Here is a 20,633-nt window from a genome sequence, read left to right as displayed (position 1 = left end):
TCTTTTTTTGACAGGATTTGCTATGGATATGAGTTATAATTGATATGGTGATGAAAATGAAATATAAAATTGTATGTATTAAAGAACAATATATTGATTTAGCTCAAAAATATCCTTCTTTTTTAATGGCAATCTATCAAAATCAGGATAATATGTATAAAACAAAACAAGTGGAACTTATTTTTTCTAATATGTCTGATGAAAAAGAAAAAATTCTTCACGCTATTCAATCACGCGAAGATTATTCTTATTATCATGGAATACATCAGCTCACAAATCCTATTACAGGTGAAAAAATGTTGATGACTATGAATGAATTTGATTTAAATATTGAAGAAAAAGGAGAACGTCATGATTTATTTAATATCATATCGTCTTTTTCAAAAAACTTTTATATGATATATTGAAATCATTTTGCAAAAAGCATAAAATTATGCTATAATATTTTGGTAGTTGAATGGAGGATAGAAAGATGTTATATGGCGTTTTAGGACTTTTAATAGGTCTTGTTATAGGATTCTTTGCTGCCCGTTATTTCTTCAAGAAGAACTTAAGAAAGAATCCACCAATTAATGAAAAAATGATTCGTGCTATGTTCATGGAAATGGGACGTAAACCAAATGAAACACAAATCAAACGAATTATGAAAAGCATTAATGATCAGTATAAATAAGGGGATTCCCTTATTTTTTCGTATATGAAGATATATATCACACGTCATTCTAAAACAGTCTGGAATGAAGAAAAAAGACTGCAGGGGCGTTTAGATTCTCCACTGACTCAAGATGGAGTAGAAAATGCTCTGGCTTTAAAAAATTATCTTCAAGAACATTCGTTTCAATTTGATTATGTGTATTCAAGTCCTATTCCTCGTGCTTATCAGACAGCTTGTCTACTCTTTGATAAGCAGAATATTACCATGGATGAACGTTTAATGGAAATGAATTTTGGTGATTTTGAAGGACAGAAAATCGTTGATTTATTAACTTATCACCATAAACTCTATGATCAGTTATGGAATCATCCAGAACAGTTTGATCGCATTCCTCATGGTGAAAGCTATCAAGAAGTCATAGAAAGAGTTAAAAGTTTTTTACAAGATTTAAAACAATTACCTCAAGACAGTCAAGTTATGATTGTAACGCATGGAATGTGCTTTGTTATTTTTATGTCTGTTTTTTTAGGCTTAACACAAAAAGAACTGGTTTCCATTAATCAACAAATTGTTGAAGGATGCTCTCTTACATGTGTTGAAGAAAATCATGGTTCATACCAGATTCTTTCATACAATGAACACCAGTTCTTACCCCATGTCATGAATGCCAGTTTTGCAAAATAAAAACCTGAGTGTTTTAACATTCAGGTTTTTACATCCATGTAATTTTATTTTCTGTACCATTTCTTAATCTTTGAATATTGCTGCGATGTTTATAAACAAGCAAGGCAACAATGCATATATTTGTAATTATACCAATCATGCTATAACCAATAAATGGAGAGATTACAGCAATAGAAATAGCTGCTAAAATCGAAGCCAATGAAACATATTTAGAAATCTTTAATGTCACCATAAAGATAATTAAAGCTACAACAAAAGCATAGATATTTGTCATTAAAGCATATCCAATTGCTACAGATACAGCTTTTCCACCTCTAAATCCAGCAAATAGAGGATAACAATGACCAATCACACAAGCTAAAGCACATGGATAAATAATATTCATATCAAGTTTCATGTATTTAGCAACTGTTCCAGCAATCAGTATAGAAATACAGCATTTAGAAGCATCTAAAATAATGACTGATAATCCTGCTTTTTTTCCAAGCACTCGTCCAGCATTCGTGCCACCTAAATTTCCTGAACCACTATTTCTTACATCTGTATGATAAAATAATTTTCCAATCACTAATGCAAAAGGAATAGATCCATATAAATAACCCATTACTATTAATAAGCAATATATCAATATATCCATTTTTTCACTTCCCCGTCACCTATTATACATAAAAAAGAAGAAAAATCAATTTTTTTAAAAGATTTGCGAAAATTCAAGAAATTTGGTATGATATGAATTCTCTAGCAATATATCAATGTTTTTGATATAATTATAAAATTGGAAAAGGAGGAAATCAGATATGAAAGCAAATCATTATGATGAGTCTAATATACAAATTCTAGAAGGACTGGAAGCCGTAAGAAAGCGTCCGGGTATGTATATTGGTTCAACAGATTCAAGAGGTTTACATCATCTTGTCTGGGAAATTGTTGATAATTCTATTGATGAAGCATTGGCTGGATTCGGTAAAAAAATCACAGTAACAATTGGAAAAGATAATAGTATTCGTGTAGCAGATGAAGGACGTGGAATGCCAACGGGTATTCATGCTTCTGGTAAACCTACGACTGAAGTCATTTTAACAATATTACATGCTGGTGGAAAGTTTAGTGAAGATGGTGGTTATAAAACATCTGGTGGGTTACATGGTGTCGGTTCATCTGTTGTAAATGCTTTAAGTGAATGGCTGGAGGTCACTGTTTATCGTGATGGAGTGATTCATCAACAACGTTTTGAAGACGGAGCGAAAATCATTTCTCCATTAAAAAAGATCGGTAAGACTTCAAAAACTGGAACAACGATTCATTTTAAACCTAATCAAAATATCTTTTCTACAACAGAATTTAATTATTCTACTATCTGTGAAAGATTAAGAGAAAGTGCCTTTTTATTAAAAGGTATTGAAATGAATATTATAGATGAAAGAACAGGAAAACATGAATCTTTCCAATATGATAATGGTTTAGAAGCCTTTATTGAATATCTGAATTATGATAAAAAGACATTACATACAACTGTTTCCTTTGATGATGTATCTCATCCTATTGAAGTTGAAGTGGCTTTTCAGATGACTGATGGCTATCAAGAAAATTTGATTTCCTTTGTCAATTTAGTGAGAACTGGAGATGGGGGAACTCATGAAACTGGTTTTCGTTCGGGATTCACAAAAGTTTTTAATGAATATGCCAGAAAATATGGTTTACTAAAACAAAAAGATAAAAATCTGGAAGGTAGCGATGTAAGAGAAGGTTTAACAGCTATTATTTCTGTCAAAATACCTGAGTCATTACTACAATTTGAAGGACAGACAAAATCAAAATTAGGAACGCCTGAAGCAAGAAATATTGTTGAAAATGTTGTTTATGAACAAGTGAATTATTTTCTAGAAGAAAATAAAGAAACAGCAAATGAATTAGTTAAAAAGATGATTAAAGCTTCACAAGCCAGAAATGCTGCTCGAAAAGCACGTGAAGAAGCACGAAAAGGAAAAGGACAAAAAGTTGAAAAAATATTAAGTGGAAAACTAGCACCGGCACAATCCAAAGATAAAAAGAGAAAAGAACTTTATCTTGTCGAAGGAGATTCGGCTGGAGGAAGTGCAAAGCAAGGTAGAGATCGTAAATATCAGGCTATTTTACCTTTGCGAGGGAAAGTCATCAATACTGAAAAGGCTGCCATGTCTGATATATTAAAAAATGAAGAAATTAGCACAATTATTAATACAGTCGGTGCAGGAGTAGGGGCGGATTTTAATGCGGATGACTCCCATTACGCAAAAGTGATTATCATGACCGATGCTGATACGGATGGTGCTCATATTCAAGTTCTTCTTTTAACTTTCTTTTATCGTTATATGCGTGGATTGATTCAAGCTGGAAAAGTCTATATTGCTTTACCACCTTTATATAAAGTATCTAAAAAGAATGGAAAACATGAGGAAGTTATTTATGCTTGGGATGATGATGAATTAGAAAAAGCTAAAAAACAGATAGGTCGTGGTTATGCTGTACAACGTTATAAAGGTTTAGGAGAAATGAATGCGGATCAGTTATGGGAAACAACCATGAATCCAGAAACACGTACACTCATTCAAGTATCCATTGAAGATGCTGCTTTAGTAGAACGTAGAGTATCTGTTTTAATGGGAGATAAAGTAGAACCTAGACGTGAATGGATTGAAGATAATGTGCAATTTTCTTTGGAAGATTCATTCTTTATTAATCAGTAAGGAGGTCTATCATGAAAGAAAAAATCATAACACAATCATTAGATGATATTATGGGTGATCGTTTTGGAAAATACTCTAAGTATATTATTCAAGATCGTGCATTACCCGATGTTAGAGATGGATTGAAACCAGTGCAACGTCGTATTCTTTATGCTATGTACAAAGATGGGAATACACATTTAAAACCTTATCGTAAATCAGCAAAAACAGTAGGGAATGTCATTGGTAATTATCATCCTCACGGAGATATTTCTGTCTATGAAGCAATGGTCCGTTTATCCCAAGAATGGAAAATGCGTATGCCATTGATTGATATGCAGGGAAATAATGGTTCGATTGATAATGATCCGGCTGCAGCCATGCGTTATACTGAAGCAAGGTTATCACCTATTGCATCTGAATTATTAAAAGATATTGATAAAGAAACGGTTCAAATGGCATTGAACTTTGATGATACGGAATATGAACCAACTGTTTTACCTGCAAAGTATCCTAATTTATTAGTCAACGGAGCAACGGGTATATCATCTGGATATGCGACTGATATTCCTCCACATAATTTAGAAGAAGTGATTGATGCTACGATTTATCGTATTTTACATCCTCATTGTTCTTTGGATGACTTGATGAAATTTATCAAAGGTCCGGATTTTCCAACAGGAGCTATTGTTGAAGGAATCAATGGTATAAGAAAAGCTTTTGAAACAGGAAAAGGAAAAGTTGTTGTTCGTTCTCAAACGAAAATCGTTGAAGAAAAAAACATGAATAAAATTGTGGTGACAGAGATTCCTTATGAAGTCAATAAAGCAGAATTGGTAAGAAAATTAGATGAAATACGTTTTCAAAAAAATATTGATGGCATTATAGAAGTCCGTGATGAGTCAGATCGTAATGGATTAAGTATTGTTATTGATTTGAAAAAGGATGTTGATGTACAAAATACATTAAATTATTTTTATAAGAATACAGATCTTCAAAAGAACTATAATTACAATATGGTTGCTATTAAAAACAAAAGACCTGTATGTATGGGAATTGTTGAAATTTTAGATGGTTATATTGATCATCAAATTGATGTTGTTACCAAACGTTCGTTGTTTGATTTAAAAAAAGCACAAGAACGTAAACATATTGTTGATGGATTAATCAAAGCCATTTCTATTTTAGATGATGTTGTCCATACCATTCGACATTCTCATGATAAACAAGATGCTAAAAAGAATCTTCAATTACAATATCATTTTACAGAAAAACAGGCTGAAGCCATTGTCATGTTACAGTTATATCGTTTAACGAATACCGATATTGTTTCTTTAGAAAAGGAAAAGCAGGAATTAGAAACATTGATTCAAACATTGAATGATATTTTAAATAGTGATCAAGTTTTAAGAAAAGTCATTGTTGATGAATTAAAACAGATTAAAAAGCAATATCCATCACCTCGTTTAACACAAATTAAACATGAAGTTCAAGAAATTGTCATTGATGAAGAAGCAATGATTCTTCCAGAAGACATTTATGTATCAATCACTAGAGATGGCTATGTCAAAAGAATTTCTCAAAGATCTTATAAAGCCAGTGAAAATATTGCTTTTGGAAAGAAAGATGATGATGTGCTTTTGGACTTACATTTTGCAAGCACTTTAGATAAATTGCTGATTTTTACTGATAAAGGGAATTATTTATTCATTCCAATTCATAAATTAGAAGAATTTAAATGGAAAGAACTTGGAAAGCATATCAGTTATTTCATTAAAGTTTCTCCAGAAGAAAAAATGATTGGTTCCATTCTTGTGAAGTCTTTTGTTTTACCATTGTACGTTCTTCTAACAACACGTTTAGGACAAATCAAACGTGTTCCATTAAAAGAATTTGAAGTTGCCCGTTATACAAAACCTTTAAAATGTATGAATTTGAAAAAAGATGATCAGTTACTTCAGGTTGCTTTAACTGATACCAATCAGGCGATTGTTCTGACATCATCTTTGGGATATGTTTCATTATATAGTGAAGATGAGATTTCTATTTTGGGATTAAAAGCTGCAGGAATCAAAGCCATGAATTTAAAAGATGATTATCTTGTAGCAATGAATACATTTGATCCACTTCATTCTTATTCTTATGTTTTAATTAGTGATCAACCGGGTATCAAACGTATGCGTATTTCGGATATACCAAGCTGTAATCGTGCGACAAAAGGAACATCTATTTTTAAATCTCCTAAAACGAATCCAATTCATGCTTTAGATGCTTTTGTATTAGATACTCAAGATCAATTGATTATTGAAAGTGAACAGAAAAAAGAAAATTTATACATCAAAGATTATTCTTTATCACAAATTGGACAAAAGCCAAGTGTAATTCAATCAATGAAAAATGAAACGATTATGCATGTTTATGATCGTCATTCTTTATCGACGGATTTATATATTTCTAATCAAGATGAAAAGGTTGAAAAATCTCAACCTTTAGAAACAACATCACAACAGGATAAACATTTTGAACCTATTTCTTTCGATGACTTATTTAAAGAAGATTTCTAAACTTATTGTGTATGCATATAGGCTTTTAAAAGTTTAATTAAAGCACGTTTTTCTAAACGTGATACATAGGAACGAGAAATATTCATATGTCTGGCAATTTCTTTTTGCGTATAAATACGGTGATGATTAAGACCATAGCGATAGATGAGTATTTCTTGTTCACGTGGTGTTAGTAAAGAAAAGTAATCTTGAAGCTGCTGGAGCTGATCATTGGTTTGAATCTGATCAATCATATCTTTTTCTTTTGATGGAATAATATCCAGTAGCGTCATTTCTCCTCCATCTTTATCAACACCTAAAACTTCATTTAACGAAACATCTAAAGCTGTTTTTTTATGTTGACGCAAATGCATTAAGATTTCATTTTCTATACACTTTGCAGCATAAGTTCCCAGTTTTGTGGATTTTGTCGCATTATAGCTATCTACTGCTTTGATAAGTCCAATTGTGCCAATGCTGATGAGATCTTCCTGTAAGTCTTTTGCACTTTCGTATTTTTTAGCAATATGCGCAACAAGTCTTAGATTATGTTCGATGAGCTTATTTCTGGCATTCTGATCACCTTGAAAATATTTTTCTAATAATTCTTTTTCCTGTTGTTTTGTAAGAGCGGGTTTAAAAGCCTGTGTTTTAATAAAAGATACAAATAAAAATTGTTGTAATAATGCAAAAATAGCTGTAAACATAAGTCACCTCAAAATATTATATGAAATTTGTCGATGTTTATGTTTATCTCTTTTCATCAAAATAGAAATAGTATACAATAGTCAAGAAGGAAGGTATATATGAAAGAAATAAAAAGATGTTATGGATGTGGAGCCATTATTCAAAGTGAAAATGAAAAACATATTGGTTATGTTCCAAAAGATGCCACTACAAAAGATCATATTTTATGTAGACGTTGTTTTCAACTAAAAAACTATCATAAATTACAAACAACATCACTCACAAAAGATGATTTTTTAAATCTTTTAGATCATATTGGTGAAAAAAATTGTCTTGTCGTTTATATGATTGATCTATTTGATTTTGAAGGAAGTCGTATTCAAGGATTATTACGTCATATCGGTTATAATGATGTTCTGGTTCTTGCGAATAAGCGTGATTTATTGCCAAAATCCGTTAAAGAGCGTAAGCTGGAACATTGGGTCAGAAGACGATTAAAAGAAGAAGGAATGAAGCCTGTAGATGTTATAGTAACGAGTGGTAAGAAAAATATGAACATGGATAAGATCTATGATGCCATGATGACTTATCGTAAGCAGCGTGATATTTATGTTGTAGGAGCAACGAATGTTGGCAAATCAACATTTATTAATGCTTTATTGAAACATTACGCTCAAGTAGAAGAACAAAATTTGATTACTGTTTCTGAATTTCCGGGAACAACGCTTGATTTTATAGAAATACCTTTGGATGAACAGACTTATCTTTATGATACACCCGGTATTGTAAATGAAAGTCAGATGACTCATTTTGTAGATCCAAAAATTTTAAAAAAGATAATTCCACAAAGTGAATTAAGACCTATTGGATTCCAATTACAAGAAAAACAGACGATTTATTTTGATGGATTAGGAAGAATTGATTATATCAGTGGGGGGCAGTCAAGTTTTATAACGTATTTTTCTCGTCAACTTAAGATTCATCGTACCAAAACAGTTAATGCAGATGCCTTATATGATCGTCATAAAACTTTTCAGTTTGAAATTGATGGAATGCAATCGATTCATGACATGAAAACATACGACTTTACTTTAAAGTCGGGAAAATGTGATATTGTCATTTCTGGTTTAGGATTTATAACCATTTCTTCTAAAGGCGGAAAAATAAAGGTTCATGTTCCACCACAGATTTCTGTCACAATAAGAGAAGCCATTATATAGGAGGGAAAATAATGCTAACAGGTAAACAAAAAAGATATTTAAGAGGAGAAGCTCATCACTTAAAGGCTATTTTTCAAGTCGGAAAAGATGGGGTTTCTGCAAATCAAATCAAAGGTATTCTTGAAGCATTAGAAGCTCAAGAACTCATAAAAGTAAAAATTTTAGATAATTGTCCAGAGGATGTACATCATGTGGCATTAGATTTAAGTATGCATACAAAGGCAGAAGTTGTTCAAATCATTGGCCGTACAATTGTTTTGTATAAACAAAGTGATGAAAGAATTTATCGTCTACCATGAAAAGAATAGGTCTATTCGGTGGGAGTTTTGATCCCATTCATCAAGCACATGTAGATGTTGCTTTGTGTGCCATTGAACAGCTTCATTTGGATGAAGTACAATTTATTCCAACACGCCATAATCCTTGGAAAAATAAAAATCTTGCTAGTGCTAAAGAAAGAGTCGAGATGATTCGTATTGCTATCAAAAATCATCCTTTACTTTCTATAAATACCATTGAAATTGATAGTGAAGATGAGCAAAAAAATTATACCATTCATACAATTGAAAAATTAATTCAACAAAATCCTCAAGTACATTATTACTATATTATGGGAATGGATCAAGCTAATGCTTTTGATCAATGGAAAAAAGCAAAAAAAATATCTCAACTTGTTCAATTAATTGCTTTTCAAAGAGGTGGATATAAGCCCCATTATTCTATATTAGATACATATCATTTCCAATTATTAAATAATCAGCCTGTTTATGCCTCAAGCAGTGATGTGAGAAATGGTCATATAGAAATGTTGGATCAAGACGTTTTAAGATATATATCATCTCAGGGATTATATTTAGATACAATGGTACGTTCAAGAATGAAAGAAAAACGCTGGAAACATACTTGCAGTGTTGCTAAACTGGCTAAAAAGATAGCCAAAGCAAATCAATTAAATCAAAAACAAGCTTATATTGCAGGAATAATGCATGATGTCGCCAAAGAGATGGATCAAAAAGAAGCTCAAAAAATAATGGAAAGCTATTTTCCAGAATATTTATCTAAACCTTATCCTATCTGGCACCAATGGCTATCACGTTATGTCAGTGAACATGAGTTTTTAATTGATGATCCTGTGGTATTAAAAGCCATTGAGGATCATACAACTGCTTCAGTTGGTATTTCACCAATTGGAAAATGTTTATATGTTGCTGATAAGCTCGATCCTTTAAGGGGATATGATTCTTCGCAACAAATTGAAACATGTCAAAAAGATATTCATCAAGGATTTAGAAATTCTTTAATTGATTTTTATGAATTTTCAAAGAGAAAAAATCGTGAAATAGATGATTGCTTTTATGAAATTTATGATTATTATGTCGTGAAAGGAGAAAAATAGATGACAAAATTAGAATGTGTGGTTAAAGCAATGGATGATAAACTTGCAACGCATATTACCGCAATTGATATGCGTGATGTCAGCCCAATGTTTGATACATTTGTTTTATGTACAGCCAGCAATGAAAGACTCATGCAGGCCATTACAGAAAATATTAAGGAAGAATGTGCAAAACATAACTTTGAGGTGAAAAGCATTGAAGGTTTAAGAAATTCTAAGTGGATTTTAATTGACTTAGGAGATATTGTTTGCCATATTTTTGAAGGTTCTGAAAGAGAAAGTTATAATTTAGAAAAACTATGGGGAGATATGCCACGTATCAATGTGGAAGGAATGTTAGCAAAATGAGTTATGAAAATTTTGCCTATTACTATGATAGTTTAATGGATGAGCAGTTTTATGAAGATTACTACCAGTTCATTTTGCAACATTGTCAATTTGATGAAGTTTTTGAATTAGGCTGTGGGACTGGCGAAATGGCTATTCGTTTGGCTAAAAGCAATAAAACGGTTTACGCTTCAGATATTTCCAGTGATATGTTAGAAGTTGCTAAACAAAAAGCAATAGAACAACAAGTCAACCTTGTTTTACAAAGAGTGGATATGTGTGATTTCACTTTATCTCGTCCTGTGGATTTAGTTTTATGTTTATGTGATTCTTTGAATTATTTGACTGATCCTCAACAGATGACTCAAACATTTTTGAATGTTTTTCAATCATTAGGGGATGGAGGAACATTTATTTTTGATGTCGATAGTCTTTATAAAATGGATGTTATTTTAAAAGATTATCATGAAAAGGAAGAAGATGAAGAATTTATTTTTGATTGGTCAGTTGAAAATATTTCAGAGGGTTATATTCATCATCATGTCTATATTGAAGATAAAAAAGAACATGATATTGTGGACGAAGATCATTATCAAAAGACTTATCCTGTATCACAATATCTTTATTGGCTTCATGAAGCCGGTTTTCAAAACATTGAATATTATAGTGATTTTACAACATATCATGATGATTGTGAAAGAATTATTTTTGTATGTCGAAAGGAGGAAGTTTCATGATTGGGATTATTGGTGCTATGGAAGAAGAAGTTGAAGCAATCTTAGCTTTGATGGAGATCAATAAAAAAGAAATGAATCATGGTTATACTTTCTATGAAGGAACAATGGCAAAAAAAGACATTGTGCTTGTTCAAGGGGGTATTGGTAAAGTCAATGCATCTATTTCAACAACTTTATTATTAACACAATATCCTATTGATTTCGTGATTAATATTGGTTCGGCTGGAGGGCTTTCATTAAATCAAAATGTTGGTGATGTTGTCATTTCAACGGGTGTTTTACATCATGATGTTGATGTTACTGCTTTTGGACGTCAACGTGGAGAAGTGCCCGGTATGCCATGTGTTTTTCAGCCAGATGCAGTAGCTTTAAAACAAGTTGAAGATATTTTAAAAGATTCAAAACAACCTTATCATCTTGGTTTGATTGTTTCTGGAGATCAGTTTATATGTCGTGAAGATCAGGTCTTACAAATTTTAGATTTTTTTCCAGACGCTGTCTGTGCTGAGATGGAAGCAGCTTCGATTGCTCAGGTCTGCCATGTTTTTGATATTCCTTTCATTATCACAAGATCTTTAAGTGATATTTATAGAAAAGGAGAAAATCATATTCAGTTTGATGAATATCTTAAACATGCAAGTCAATCTTCTGCGAAGATGTGTTATCGTCTTGTTTCTACATTATCGCAATAACAAACGTTATTGCTTTTTTATTGGAGGATCATTATGAAAAAAATTGAATTATTAGCTCCCGCTGGAGATCGAGAATCATTTATTGCTGCCTTGCAAAATGGAGCAGATGCGATTTACTTAGGTGGAACATTATTTAGTGCCAGAGCCAATGCAAAAAATTTTAATGATGAAGATTTGCAATGGGCTGTTTCATATGCTCATTTATATGGAGTTAAAGTTTATGTCACAATAAATACATTATATAAAGATAAAGAAATGAATGCTTTGACATCTTATGTGACAAAATTATATGAACTGCAAGTTGATGCTTTAATTGTTCAAGATATTGGTTTATTTGATTTGATTCGCACATTGTATCCAGATTTTGAAATTCATATCAGTACTCAAGCATCTGTGATGAATAGCTATGGAACACGTTATTTTGAAGAAAATGGCGCTCATCGTGTTGTTCTAGCACGTGAAAACACTTTAGAAGAAATACAAAACATATGTCGTCAGACAAACTTAGAAATCGAAGTCTTTGTACATGGAGCAATGTGTGTCTGTTATTCTGGACAATGTTTAATGAGTAGTATGATTGGTAAACGTAGTGGAAACAGAGGTCAATGTGCTCAGCCATGTCGTTTACAATATCAATTACTTAAAGATGGTCAATCCTTACCAGAAAAACATCCATATTTATTATCACCTAAAGATATCATGACCATTGAATATTTAGGTGAACTCATTGAAGCAGGAGTATCTTCTTTAAAAATAGAAGGGCGAATGAAAAGACCAGAGTATGTCGCAAGTGTAACAAGAGCTTATCGAGAGGCTATAGATGCCTATTATCAAAATAAAAAAATAGATTTTCAACCTTATATTCAAGATATGTCAGCTATGTTTAATCGTAATTATACATCTGGATATTTACATCATGATTTAAAAATTGTTGATGGAGATTATCCCGGTCATAAAGGTTATATTATTGGAGAAGTTGTATATTATCATAAAAAACAAAAGAGAGTTGGTATTCGTTTAACACAACCACTTTTACAGGGTGATAGTATTGTTTTTGAAGATATTGATAAAGGACGCCCAGTCAATAAGATTTATCATAAGCATAAACTGGTCAAAACAGGTCAGCCTCAAGATATCATAGAGATAGAATTTGATTATTATGTGGATCGTGGCTTAGTAAGAAAAACATTGGATAAACAAGTTGTTGAGAGAATGCAAAAAACATATCAGATATCAACAAGAAAAATTGAAATTGATATGTCTTTTGAAGCAAAAATAGGAAAAAAAGCAAAATTAAAAATTCAAAAAGAAGATCATAGTGTGATTGTCGAATCTAGTCAAGATGTTGAAATAGCACATCAAACACCACTAGATGATAATCGTATAGCACAGCAATTATCAAAACTAGGATCGACACCATTTATCATCAACAATCTGTATATTGACAGTGATGAAAAAATATCTATGCCTATCAAAGACATTAATGAAATGCGAAGAAAAGCCTGTAATCAATTCATAGAGATACTTTCTCATCAAAAGATTCATCATCAGATAATACATGATATTCCACAACTTACAATTCATCAATCATTATTTCACTCTCAACTCTATGTTTGTGTGCATTCCCTTCAACAATTAGAAGCTGTTCTTCAATATCCTGTTGAAGTTATTATTTATCCTTATCAAAAGGATATTGAAATGGCTTATCAGATGTGTTTGAAATATCATAAAAAGATGGTGATGATGACATCACCAGTTATCAAAGATGATGAAATAAAAGATATTCTTCATTCTAAAATCTATAATGATATACAAACAATTTTAGTTAATGATTATGGAACTTATAGAGCCTTTCAAAAGAAAGAGTTAATCATTGGTCATGGTTTAAATATTCATAATTCCTATGCTGCTCATCATTATCATGAATTATTTTTAACATCTTTAGAAATGTCTGCTCAAGAAATCAAAAACTTAAAAACTGATTTATCAAAATGTATTGTTCAAGTCTTTGGAAAAACAACAAATATGATTAGTGATTATTGTCCAATTTCACAGTATTATTTTGGTTATCAAAATAAACATTGTCAAATGTGTCAACAAGGACATTTTGCATTAAAAGATCGTAAAAAAGAAGTGTTTGACATTATGGTTGATGAACATTGTCGTATGCATCTATTAAATGCTCATACATTGTTTTATGATCAATGGAAGCAATTACCAGTAGGAGGCTATTTGATTAACTTGACTCATGAAGATTTACAAAAGGTTCAAATTATCATGGAACATTTTATCTTTCAGTCATCTCCAGACAAGATTCGACAAATAGCAAAATTAACTTCAGGTTATTTTAAAGAATAATGTTTAAATATTGATATTTATGTCTTTCACAAAAATATTTTTTTCATACTCTAAATTGCTATCGTTATTTATTCATGATATAATAAAATTATGGAGGTGAATTTATGGCAATAGATATGGATTTGGCAAAAAGATTGAAAGTCTATCGTAATTTTAAACACCTGACTCAAAAAGAAGTGGCTTCACATTTAAATGTTCCACATTCCGCTATTTCAGATATAGAAAATGGAAAAAGAGATGTCACTGTTAGTGAATTGAAAATACTTTCTCATCTTTATGGACGAAGTGTTGAAGAAATTATGAGTGGTAAAAAATACGATTATTATAATATTGCAAATATTGCCCGTTTACTCACTGAACTACCAGATGAAGACTTAAAAGAGGTTATGTTTATTATTGAGTATAAGCGTAAAAGAGTAGAAGAAAAAAATAAAAATCATCAATAAAAAGAAATTAGCTTTTGACTAATTTCTTTTTATTTCAATAATTGTTTAAATTCTTCTAATAATTCCATACCTTCATCCAGAATATCTTGTTGACATAATGCATCCGTGATACAATGATGGAATTCTACATGGATATCCTTACCATTGACATCAATCAAAGCATATGTTCCATATCCATAGCTTCCTCGATTCATCATTAAGCTTCCGGGATTGACAAATGTAATATCCTGATGTTTTTGAATCGTTGGTACATGAGTATGTCCATGAAGACATAAATAACAGTTTTCTTCTTGACAAAGGTGAATTAACTGCTCATATCCATAATATACCCCATAATAATGTCCGTGAGTGACACATATATGCTGGAATGTCTGATAAATAGGGAAGGGTGCATCATCATGATTGCCTTTGACAACGACATCAAATTTTTGAATATATGAATCATTGAGAGGCAGTGAAGAATCACCACAATGAATCATATAATCGACTTTTGTCATGTAATGATTAACAACTCTTTGCAAATGGTCAGCATACAAATGACTGTCACTAACAACTAATAATTTCACTTCGATCATCTCTTTCTTTATGATTATTTTAGCATATTCTTTTTATAAATACATATTTATATTGATAAAATCAAGCGATTTTCTGAAATAGAAATTTTTTGCTCGTAAGTGTTTACAATTCGCATAAAAATTGTTACAATATATATTGTAATAATAAGAAAGGGAGTAAGAAATATGAAAACTATTTTATTAGTATGTTCTGCAGGAATGTCTACAAGTTTATTAGTTACAAAAATGGAAGCTGCTGCTAAAGATGCTGGTGTAGAATGCAAAATCTTTGCATTACCATTCTCTGATGCACCAAGAGTATTAGAAGAAGTTGACTGCATCTTACTTGGGCCTCAAGTTAGATTCCAAAAAGCTGCTATTGAAAAATTAGCTGCTGGAAGAAAAGCTGGACCTATCCCTGTAGATGTCATCGATATGAGAGATTATGGAACAATGAACGGTAAAGCCGTATTTGAAAAAGCTTTATCTTTATTAAAATAATCCCTTAAAGGAGCATAGGCTCCTTTTTTTCTTTCTTTTTTATGGAGAGTTTGCTATAATGTTTAAAATTAGGAGGATGAAAAATGGAAAAAGCAATTATAACAGTTGTGGGAAAAGATCAAGTGGGGATTATTGCTCAAGTTTGCCAGTCTTTGGCACAAACAAATATCAATATTTTAGATATTTCACAAACAATATTAGATGGTTATTTTAATATGATGATGATTGTAGATATGTCTTCTTCAAAAGAACCCTTTGCAAATGTTAGTGAACAATTAGAAAAATTAGGAGAGAATATTGGGGTTTATATTAAATTACAGCATGAAGATATTTTTAATAAGATGCATAGAATTTAAGGAGGCATAAGATGATTAATTTATTTGAAGTAAATGAAACAAATAAGATGATTGAACAAGAAAATTTAGATGTTCGTACCATTACAATTGGAATCAGTCTTATTGATTGCATAGATGCCAATATAGATGTTTTATGTCACAATATTTATCAAAAAATTACAAGTGTTGCTGCTGATTTGGTAAAAACAGGGGAGGATATTGAAAAAAAATATGGTATTCCCATTGTGAATAAAAGAATTTCTGTAACACCAATTGGACTCATTGGTGCTGCAGCATGTCAGACAACAGATGATTTTGTAAAAATCGCTAAGACTTTAGATCAATGTGCTCGTCAAGTCGGTGTGAATTTCATAGGGGGATATAGTGCTATTGTTTCTAAAGGAATGACAAAAGCTGAAAAGCTACTCATTCAATCTATTCCTCAAGCCATGAAAGAAACAGAACTTGTATGTAGTTCTGTTAATGTAGGTTCTACTAAGACAGGAATCAATATGGATGCTGTGAAATTAATTGGTGAGATTATTAAGGAAACTGCTTCATTAACAAAAGAACAGGATTCTATAGGTTGTGCTAAATTTGTTGTCTTCTGTAATGCTCCTGATGATAATCCGTTTATGGCTGGAGCTTTTCATGGTGTCAGTGAAACAGATGCTATTATTAATGTTGGAGTCAGTGGACCTGGTGTTGTTAGAAAAGCTATTCAAAGTGCAAAAGGAAAAGATTTTGGAGAATTATGTGAAATTGTGAAAAAAACAGCTTTTAAAATTACAAGAGTAGGTCAACTTGTTGCCAGAGAAGCATCTGCTTCTTTAAATATTCCTTTTGGGATTATTGATTTATCTTTAGCACCTACTCCTGCCATTGGAGATAGTATTGCGGATTGCTTAACAGAAATGGGCTTAGAAAGAGTAGGAGCACCCGGAACAACTGCAGCATTAGCTATTTTAAATGATCAAGTTAAAAAAGGTGGAGTCATGGCATCTTCTTACGTTGGTGGACTTTCTGGGGCTTTTATACCCGTCAGTGAGGATCAGGGAATGATTGATGCTGTAGAAGCCGGAGCATTAACATTAGAAAAATTAGAAGCTATGACTTGTGTATGCTCTGTAGGCTTAGATATGATTGCTATTCCCGGTAAAACTTCTGCCAAGACTATTGCTGGTATTATCGCAGATGAAATGGCTATTGGAATGATCAACCAAAAAACAACAGCTGTTCGTATTATTCCTGTGATTGGAAAAGATGTTGGAGAAAAAGTTGAGTTTGGTGGTTTGCTAGGATATGCACCTATTATGCCTGTCAATCCATTTTCTTGTGATGAATTTATTGATAGAGGTGGACGCATTCCTGCACCTATTCATAGTTTTAAAAATTAACAAAAAGACGATAATTTCGTCTTTTTTTACAAGGAGGATTAATAATGCAAATAGATCAATTGATTATTTATAAAAATATTTCACAGGATGTTGATGTTTTAAAATGCTTATCTTTTGTAGAAGATGAATCACTTATTAATGAATCTGAATTTATATCTCAACTTTTGATCCTTGCTGAAAAGTATGAATTACATGGACAATTATTTCAAAGTTTATTAACATATTTATTGGCTTATCATGAAAATACATTTACTTTAGCATTAGAAAGAAAAAAAGAGATACCCGATTCATTAAAAAAAGTCGTTTGTCATGATTTTGAATATCTTTTCCGTATTTTTCATTATGATTTTTCACATATAGATTCATTATATAAAGATTTATTTTTTCATTTTATAAATAGTTCTCATATTATCAATCAAGAAATCTTTGATTTGTTATCTCATCTTCAGACACAGCTTTCACAAAGCACATCAGTGGAAGAATTTTACCAGATATTATATAATCATTATTATCAATATGGTGTTGGAAAATATGGTTTAAATAAAGCCTTTCGTTATTTAAATAATCAAATTATACCAATTGATCATATTGGCAATAATACTTTAGAACAGTTAATTGGCTATGAAAGTCAAAAAGAACGTTTAACAGCAAATACAGAAGCATTTTTAAAAGGACATAAAGCCAATAATGTTTTATTGTATGGTGATAGTGGAACTGGGAAATCAAGCAGTATTAAAGCTCTTTTAAATCGTTATTATAAAGATGGTTTAAGAATGGTTGAAGTTTATAAACATCAGTTTATATCTTTACCTCAAATTATTAATGAATTACAAAACAGACATTATCGTTTTATTATTTTTATGGATGATTTGTCTTTTGAAGAATTTGAAGTTGAGTATAAATATTTAAAAGCTGTTATTGAAGGGGGATTGGAGAAGAAGCCAGATAATATCCTCATCTATGCAACCAGCAATCGTAGACATCTTATTAAAGAAACATGGAATGACCGTCAACATGATCAGGAAATCAACAACAATGATGCTATGCAGGAAAAATTATCGTTAGTTTCTCGATTCGGTGTTCAAATTATGTATATTCACCCAGACAAACAGCATTATTTAGATATTATAGATGCTTTAGCTCAAGCATATCATTTAAACATGCCTGTTGACCAGTTACATGAATTAGCATTACAATGGGAAATAAGAAACGGAGGTTTTTCAGGAAGAACAGCAAAACAATTTATTCATATGCTACTTTCTCAACAATCATGAAACAATTAACATTAGAAGATTATGCAATTATTCAACCTTATTTAGATAAAGCCAATTATGAAGGTTATAACTCTAATTTTGTAACGATGATGATGTGGAATCACGAATATCATATTCAATATGAAATCCATGAGCATTTTTTAGTCATGCTGCATCATTATAAAGATACTTATTTTTGGGCTATGCCTTTTACGACCCCTGAATATTATCAGGAAGCTTTGGAATATATGAAACAATATAGTCATGATCATGGTTTTCCTTTGATGATTGACTGTGCTATAGAAAGTTTTGTTTCAACCATTCAAAACAGTGATTTTTCTTTACAATATTTATTTGAAAGAACACCCTATAATGATGATTACATTTATGATAAAGAAATGCTTCAAACTTTATCTGGTAAGAAAATGCAAAAAAGACGTAATCATTATAATGCTTTCCTCAAAAATTATCCTGATTATGAATACCGTGATTTAGATATGACGAATGATTTTGATACTATTTTATCATGTTTGAATAGATGGGAAGGGGAAAAAGAAGGAATCAGTGAATCAATGACAAGTGAAGTCAGAGGAATTATGTCATTACTTTCATCTAAACATCTTTTACCAATACATATTGGTGGCATTTTTATTAATCATCAACTAGAAGCATTTATTATTGCTTCTCGATTAAATCATTCAACAATACAAATTCATGTTGAAAAAGCCAATAAAGATATAAGAGGTTTATATCCAGCCATATTAAAAGAGCTTCTTGAACATCATTATCATGAAGAAAAATGGGTAAATAGGGAAGAAGATATGGGATTAGAAAATTTAAGACGTTCTAAGCAATCACTTCATCCTGTAAAAATGGTGAAAAAATATCGAATATATGAAAGAAATATAACAATTCAGAAAGCCAAAGAAGAAGATCAGCAACAAATTATAGACTTATGGAAAACATGTTTTTTAGATGAAACAGAAAAATCTACATATTTCTATTTTCAGTATTTATATAACGAAAATCATACTTATATTTTAAAAAACAATTCACAAATTATATCAGCTTTACAGATTGTTCCTATGCCAATTATGAAAAACAATACGCCAAAGAATTGTTATTTTATATTAGGAGTCTGTACACATCCTGCATACCAAAAACAAGGAATGATGAAGCAGTTAATGCAATATGTTTTAAAGGAATATGATAATCAAGATATCTACTTACAAGCTTATCATCCAGAAATTTATCGTCCATTTGGCTTTAATGCATCGCATTATCATCAGATTATCACTATTGATCAAGACATTTTACAAGATCAAGAAAAATGGAATATCAGCCATGATTACCATTTATTAGAAGACTATTACAGACAGTTTACCAAACATTTTGATGAATATCGTATTCGTGATGAATCATACTGGAATCTTTTTATCAAAAGATGTGAAAGTTTTGAAGATCATGTGATTATATTTAAAGATTTAGGATATTTAATATATCATAAGAGTGAAGAAACCATTTATATCAGTGAAGCTATTTATCTTCATCAAAAAGCATTAATTCAAATGTTATCATATTTTAAAGGATCATCACAAAATATAGAATTAGAATGTGATTTAACTGTTGATTTACCATGTAAATCTCGTTATATCATAACAATGATGAATAATCATTTGAATCAAGATAGACAAGACTCACATTATTATATTAACGAAGTATACTAATGAAGAAGCAAAAAAATGCTTCTTTTTTTTTATGTAAAGTCTACTTATTTAGGGGAGTTATTTGGAACATAATAAAAAAAAGTCTTTGTTAAGACTTTTTAAAATATATATAACTTCGCATAATATATATTATGTGATTTTTATAGACATTTCATAATGAAAGCATATGTCGTTATTATTGTTATAATAATGATAAGTAAAACAATATATATAAAGATATAGCTATGATTCTTTTGATATTGACGATATGCAGCTAAAAAAGAACAGATATATAACAATAAAGCAATAATATATTGTATTGTTATAAAGAACAGATTATTCAATGATAATCCAAAAATAAAAAGTAATGTTCCTATTAAAGTGCCACCAAGAGTTATCATGATGGCACGTCTGATTTCCTTTATATTCATTTTTTA

22 protein-coding genes are annotated in these 20,633 nt (G+C 30.9%); 18 read left to right on the top strand and 4 right to left on the bottom strand.

The window, feature by feature from the left end; genetic code table 11:
• Window positions 1-56: 56 nt before the first annotated feature.
• The 3 genes from KEC48_RS04225 (at window position 57) to KEC48_RS04215 (ending at window position 1,339) form a co-directional block, all read left to right on the top strand.
• Window positions 57-407 (top strand): hypothetical protein, encoded by a 351-nt coding sequence (locus KEC48_RS04225; RefSeq protein WP_087360012.1) that lies wholly within the window; start codon window positions 57-59, stop codon window positions 405-407.
• Between the two features lie 65 nt (window positions 408-472).
• Window positions 473-673: a YneF family protein gene (locus tag KEC48_RS04220; protein WP_087360015.1), complete on the top strand. Its 201-nt coding sequence runs from the start codon at window positions 473-475 to the stop codon at window positions 671-673.
• Between the two features lie 24 nt (window positions 674-697).
• Entirely contained in the window at window positions 698-1,339 is a 642-nt protein-coding gene (locus KEC48_RS04215; RefSeq protein WP_205088762.1) for a histidine phosphatase family protein, read from the top strand.
• Window positions 1,340-1,367: 28 nt separating this feature from the next.
• On the opposite strand, the gene plsY is transcribed toward KEC48_RS04215, so the two are convergent.
• Window positions 1,368-1,976 (bottom strand): glycerol-3-phosphate 1-O-acyltransferase PlsY, encoded by a 609-nt coding sequence (gene plsY, locus KEC48_RS04210; RefSeq protein WP_087360021.1) that lies wholly within the window; start codon window positions 1,974-1,976, stop codon window positions 1,368-1,370.
• 160 nt (window positions 1,977-2,136) lie between these two features.
• Between plsY and parE the strand changes: the two genes are divergently transcribed.
• Entirely contained in the window at window positions 2,137-4,065 is a 1,929-nt protein-coding gene (parE, locus tag KEC48_RS04205; RefSeq protein WP_211964616.1) for a DNA topoisomerase IV subunit B, read from the top strand.
• An 11-nt stretch (window positions 4,066-4,076) separates the two neighbouring features.
• A complete protein-coding gene (gene parC / locus KEC48_RS04200; RefSeq protein ID WP_211964615.1) occupies window positions 4,077-6,608 on the top strand; it encodes a DNA topoisomerase IV subunit A in 2,532 nt (843 codons plus the stop codon).
• 2 nt (window positions 6,609-6,610) lie between these two features.
• On the opposite strand, the gene sigK is transcribed toward parC, so the two are convergent.
• Window positions 6,611-7,294, bottom strand: a complete 684-nt coding sequence (gene sigK / locus KEC48_RS04195; protein WP_205088765.1) for an RNA polymerase sporulation sigma factor SigK — start codon at window positions 7,292-7,294, stop codon at window positions 6,611-6,613.
• A gap of 99 nt (window positions 7,295-7,393) precedes the next feature.
• Between sigK and yqeH the strand changes: the two genes are divergently transcribed.
• From yqeH to KEC48_RS04155, 8 genes are all read left to right on the top strand, one after another.
• A complete protein-coding gene (gene yqeH, locus KEC48_RS04190) occupies window positions 7,394-8,494 on the top strand; it encodes a ribosome biogenesis GTPase YqeH (RefSeq protein WP_211964614.1) in 1,101 nt (366 codons plus the stop codon).
• A gap of 11 nt (window positions 8,495-8,505) precedes the next feature.
• Entirely contained in the window at window positions 8,506-8,793 is a 288-nt protein-coding gene (yhbY, locus tag KEC48_RS04185) for a ribosome assembly RNA-binding protein YhbY (protein ID WP_211964613.1), read from the top strand.
• Window positions 8,790-9,890 (top strand): nicotinate-nucleotide adenylyltransferase, encoded by a 1,101-nt coding sequence (locus KEC48_RS04180; RefSeq protein WP_211964612.1) that lies wholly within the window; start codon window positions 8,790-8,792, stop codon window positions 9,888-9,890. The genes yhbY and KEC48_RS04180 overlap by 4 nt, the downstream gene beginning before the upstream one ends.
• Window positions 9,891-10,238: a ribosome silencing factor gene (gene rsfS, locus KEC48_RS04175; protein ID WP_087360041.1), complete on the top strand. Its 348-nt coding sequence runs from the start codon at window positions 9,891-9,893 to the stop codon at window positions 10,236-10,238.
• The gene (locus KEC48_RS04170) at window positions 10,235-10,954 is read left to right on the top strand and encodes a class I SAM-dependent methyltransferase (RefSeq protein ID WP_211964611.1); all 720 of its coding nucleotides are present in this window, start codon (window positions 10,235-10,237) and stop codon (window positions 10,952-10,954) included. The genes rsfS and KEC48_RS04170 overlap by 4 nt, the downstream gene beginning before the upstream one ends.
• Window positions 10,951-11,646, top strand: a complete 696-nt coding sequence (locus tag KEC48_RS04165; protein ID WP_211964609.1) for a 5'-methylthioadenosine/adenosylhomocysteine nucleosidase — start codon at window positions 10,951-10,953, stop codon at window positions 11,644-11,646. The genes KEC48_RS04170 and KEC48_RS04165 overlap by 4 nt, the downstream gene beginning before the upstream one ends.
• 33 nt (window positions 11,647-11,679) lie before the next feature.
• Window positions 11,680-14,004, top strand: a complete 2,325-nt coding sequence (locus KEC48_RS04160; RefSeq protein WP_211964607.1) for a U32 family peptidase — start codon at window positions 11,680-11,682, stop codon at window positions 14,002-14,004.
• 104 nt (window positions 14,005-14,108) lie between these two features.
• Entirely contained in the window at window positions 14,109-14,450 is a 342-nt protein-coding gene (locus KEC48_RS04155) for a helix-turn-helix transcriptional regulator (protein ID WP_087360053.1), read from the top strand.
• 29 nt (window positions 14,451-14,479) lie between these two features.
• Here the strand turns inward: KEC48_RS04155 and KEC48_RS04150 are convergent, their stop codons facing one another.
• Window positions 14,480-15,016 carry a YfcE family phosphodiesterase gene (locus KEC48_RS04150; protein ID WP_211964605.1) on the bottom strand — a complete coding sequence of 179 codons (537 nt, stop codon included), beginning with the start codon at window positions 15,014-15,016 and terminating at the stop codon, window positions 14,480-14,482.
• Between the two features lie 174 nt (window positions 15,017-15,190).
• Between KEC48_RS04150 and KEC48_RS04145 the strand changes: the two genes are divergently transcribed.
• The 5 genes from KEC48_RS04145 to KEC48_RS04125 all read left to right on the top strand — a co-directional run bounded on the left by KEC48_RS04145 (window position 15,191) and on the right by KEC48_RS04125 (window position 20,217).
• Window positions 15,191-15,505, top strand: coding sequence for a PTS sugar transporter subunit IIB (locus KEC48_RS04145; protein WP_087244016.1), 315 nt, complete (start codon window positions 15,191-15,193; stop codon window positions 15,503-15,505).
• 83 nt (window positions 15,506-15,588) lie between these two features.
• The gene (locus tag KEC48_RS04140) at window positions 15,589-15,861 is read left to right on the top strand and encodes an ACT domain-containing protein (RefSeq protein WP_087359643.1); all 273 of its coding nucleotides are present in this window, start codon (window positions 15,589-15,591) and stop codon (window positions 15,859-15,861) included.
• An 11-nt stretch (window positions 15,862-15,872) separates the two neighbouring features.
• Window positions 15,873-17,237: a PFL family protein gene (locus KEC48_RS04135; protein WP_205088770.1), complete on the top strand. Its 1,365-nt coding sequence runs from the start codon at window positions 15,873-15,875 to the stop codon at window positions 17,235-17,237.
• Between the two features lie 44 nt (window positions 17,238-17,281).
• Window positions 17,282-18,511 (top strand): ATP-binding protein, encoded by a 1,230-nt coding sequence (locus KEC48_RS04130; RefSeq protein WP_205088771.1) that lies wholly within the window; start codon window positions 17,282-17,284, stop codon window positions 18,509-18,511.
• Window positions 18,508-20,217, top strand: a complete 1,710-nt coding sequence (locus tag KEC48_RS04125; protein WP_211964602.1) for a GNAT family N-acetyltransferase — start codon at window positions 18,508-18,510, stop codon at window positions 20,215-20,217. Before KEC48_RS04130 ends, KEC48_RS04125 begins: the two co-directional genes overlap by 4 nt.
• 140 nt (window positions 20,218-20,357) lie before the next feature.
• Here KEC48_RS04125 and KEC48_RS04120 read toward each other — a convergent pair whose 3' ends face one another.
• The gene (locus tag KEC48_RS04120; protein WP_087359654.1) at window positions 20,358-20,627 is read right to left on the bottom strand and encodes a hypothetical protein; all 270 of its coding nucleotides are present in this window, start codon (window positions 20,625-20,627) and stop codon (window positions 20,358-20,360) included.
• Window positions 20,628-20,633: the final 6 nt, after the last annotated feature.

Origin of the sequence: Clostridium sp. C1 (genome assembly GCF_018223625.1) — a bacterium.
GTDB lineage: Bacteria > Bacillota_I > Bacilli_A > Erysipelotrichales > Coprobacillaceae > Allocoprobacillus.
The sequence above is the reverse complement of the archived record's forward strand: the minus strand, read 5'-3'. Positions and strand labels throughout refer to the sequence as shown.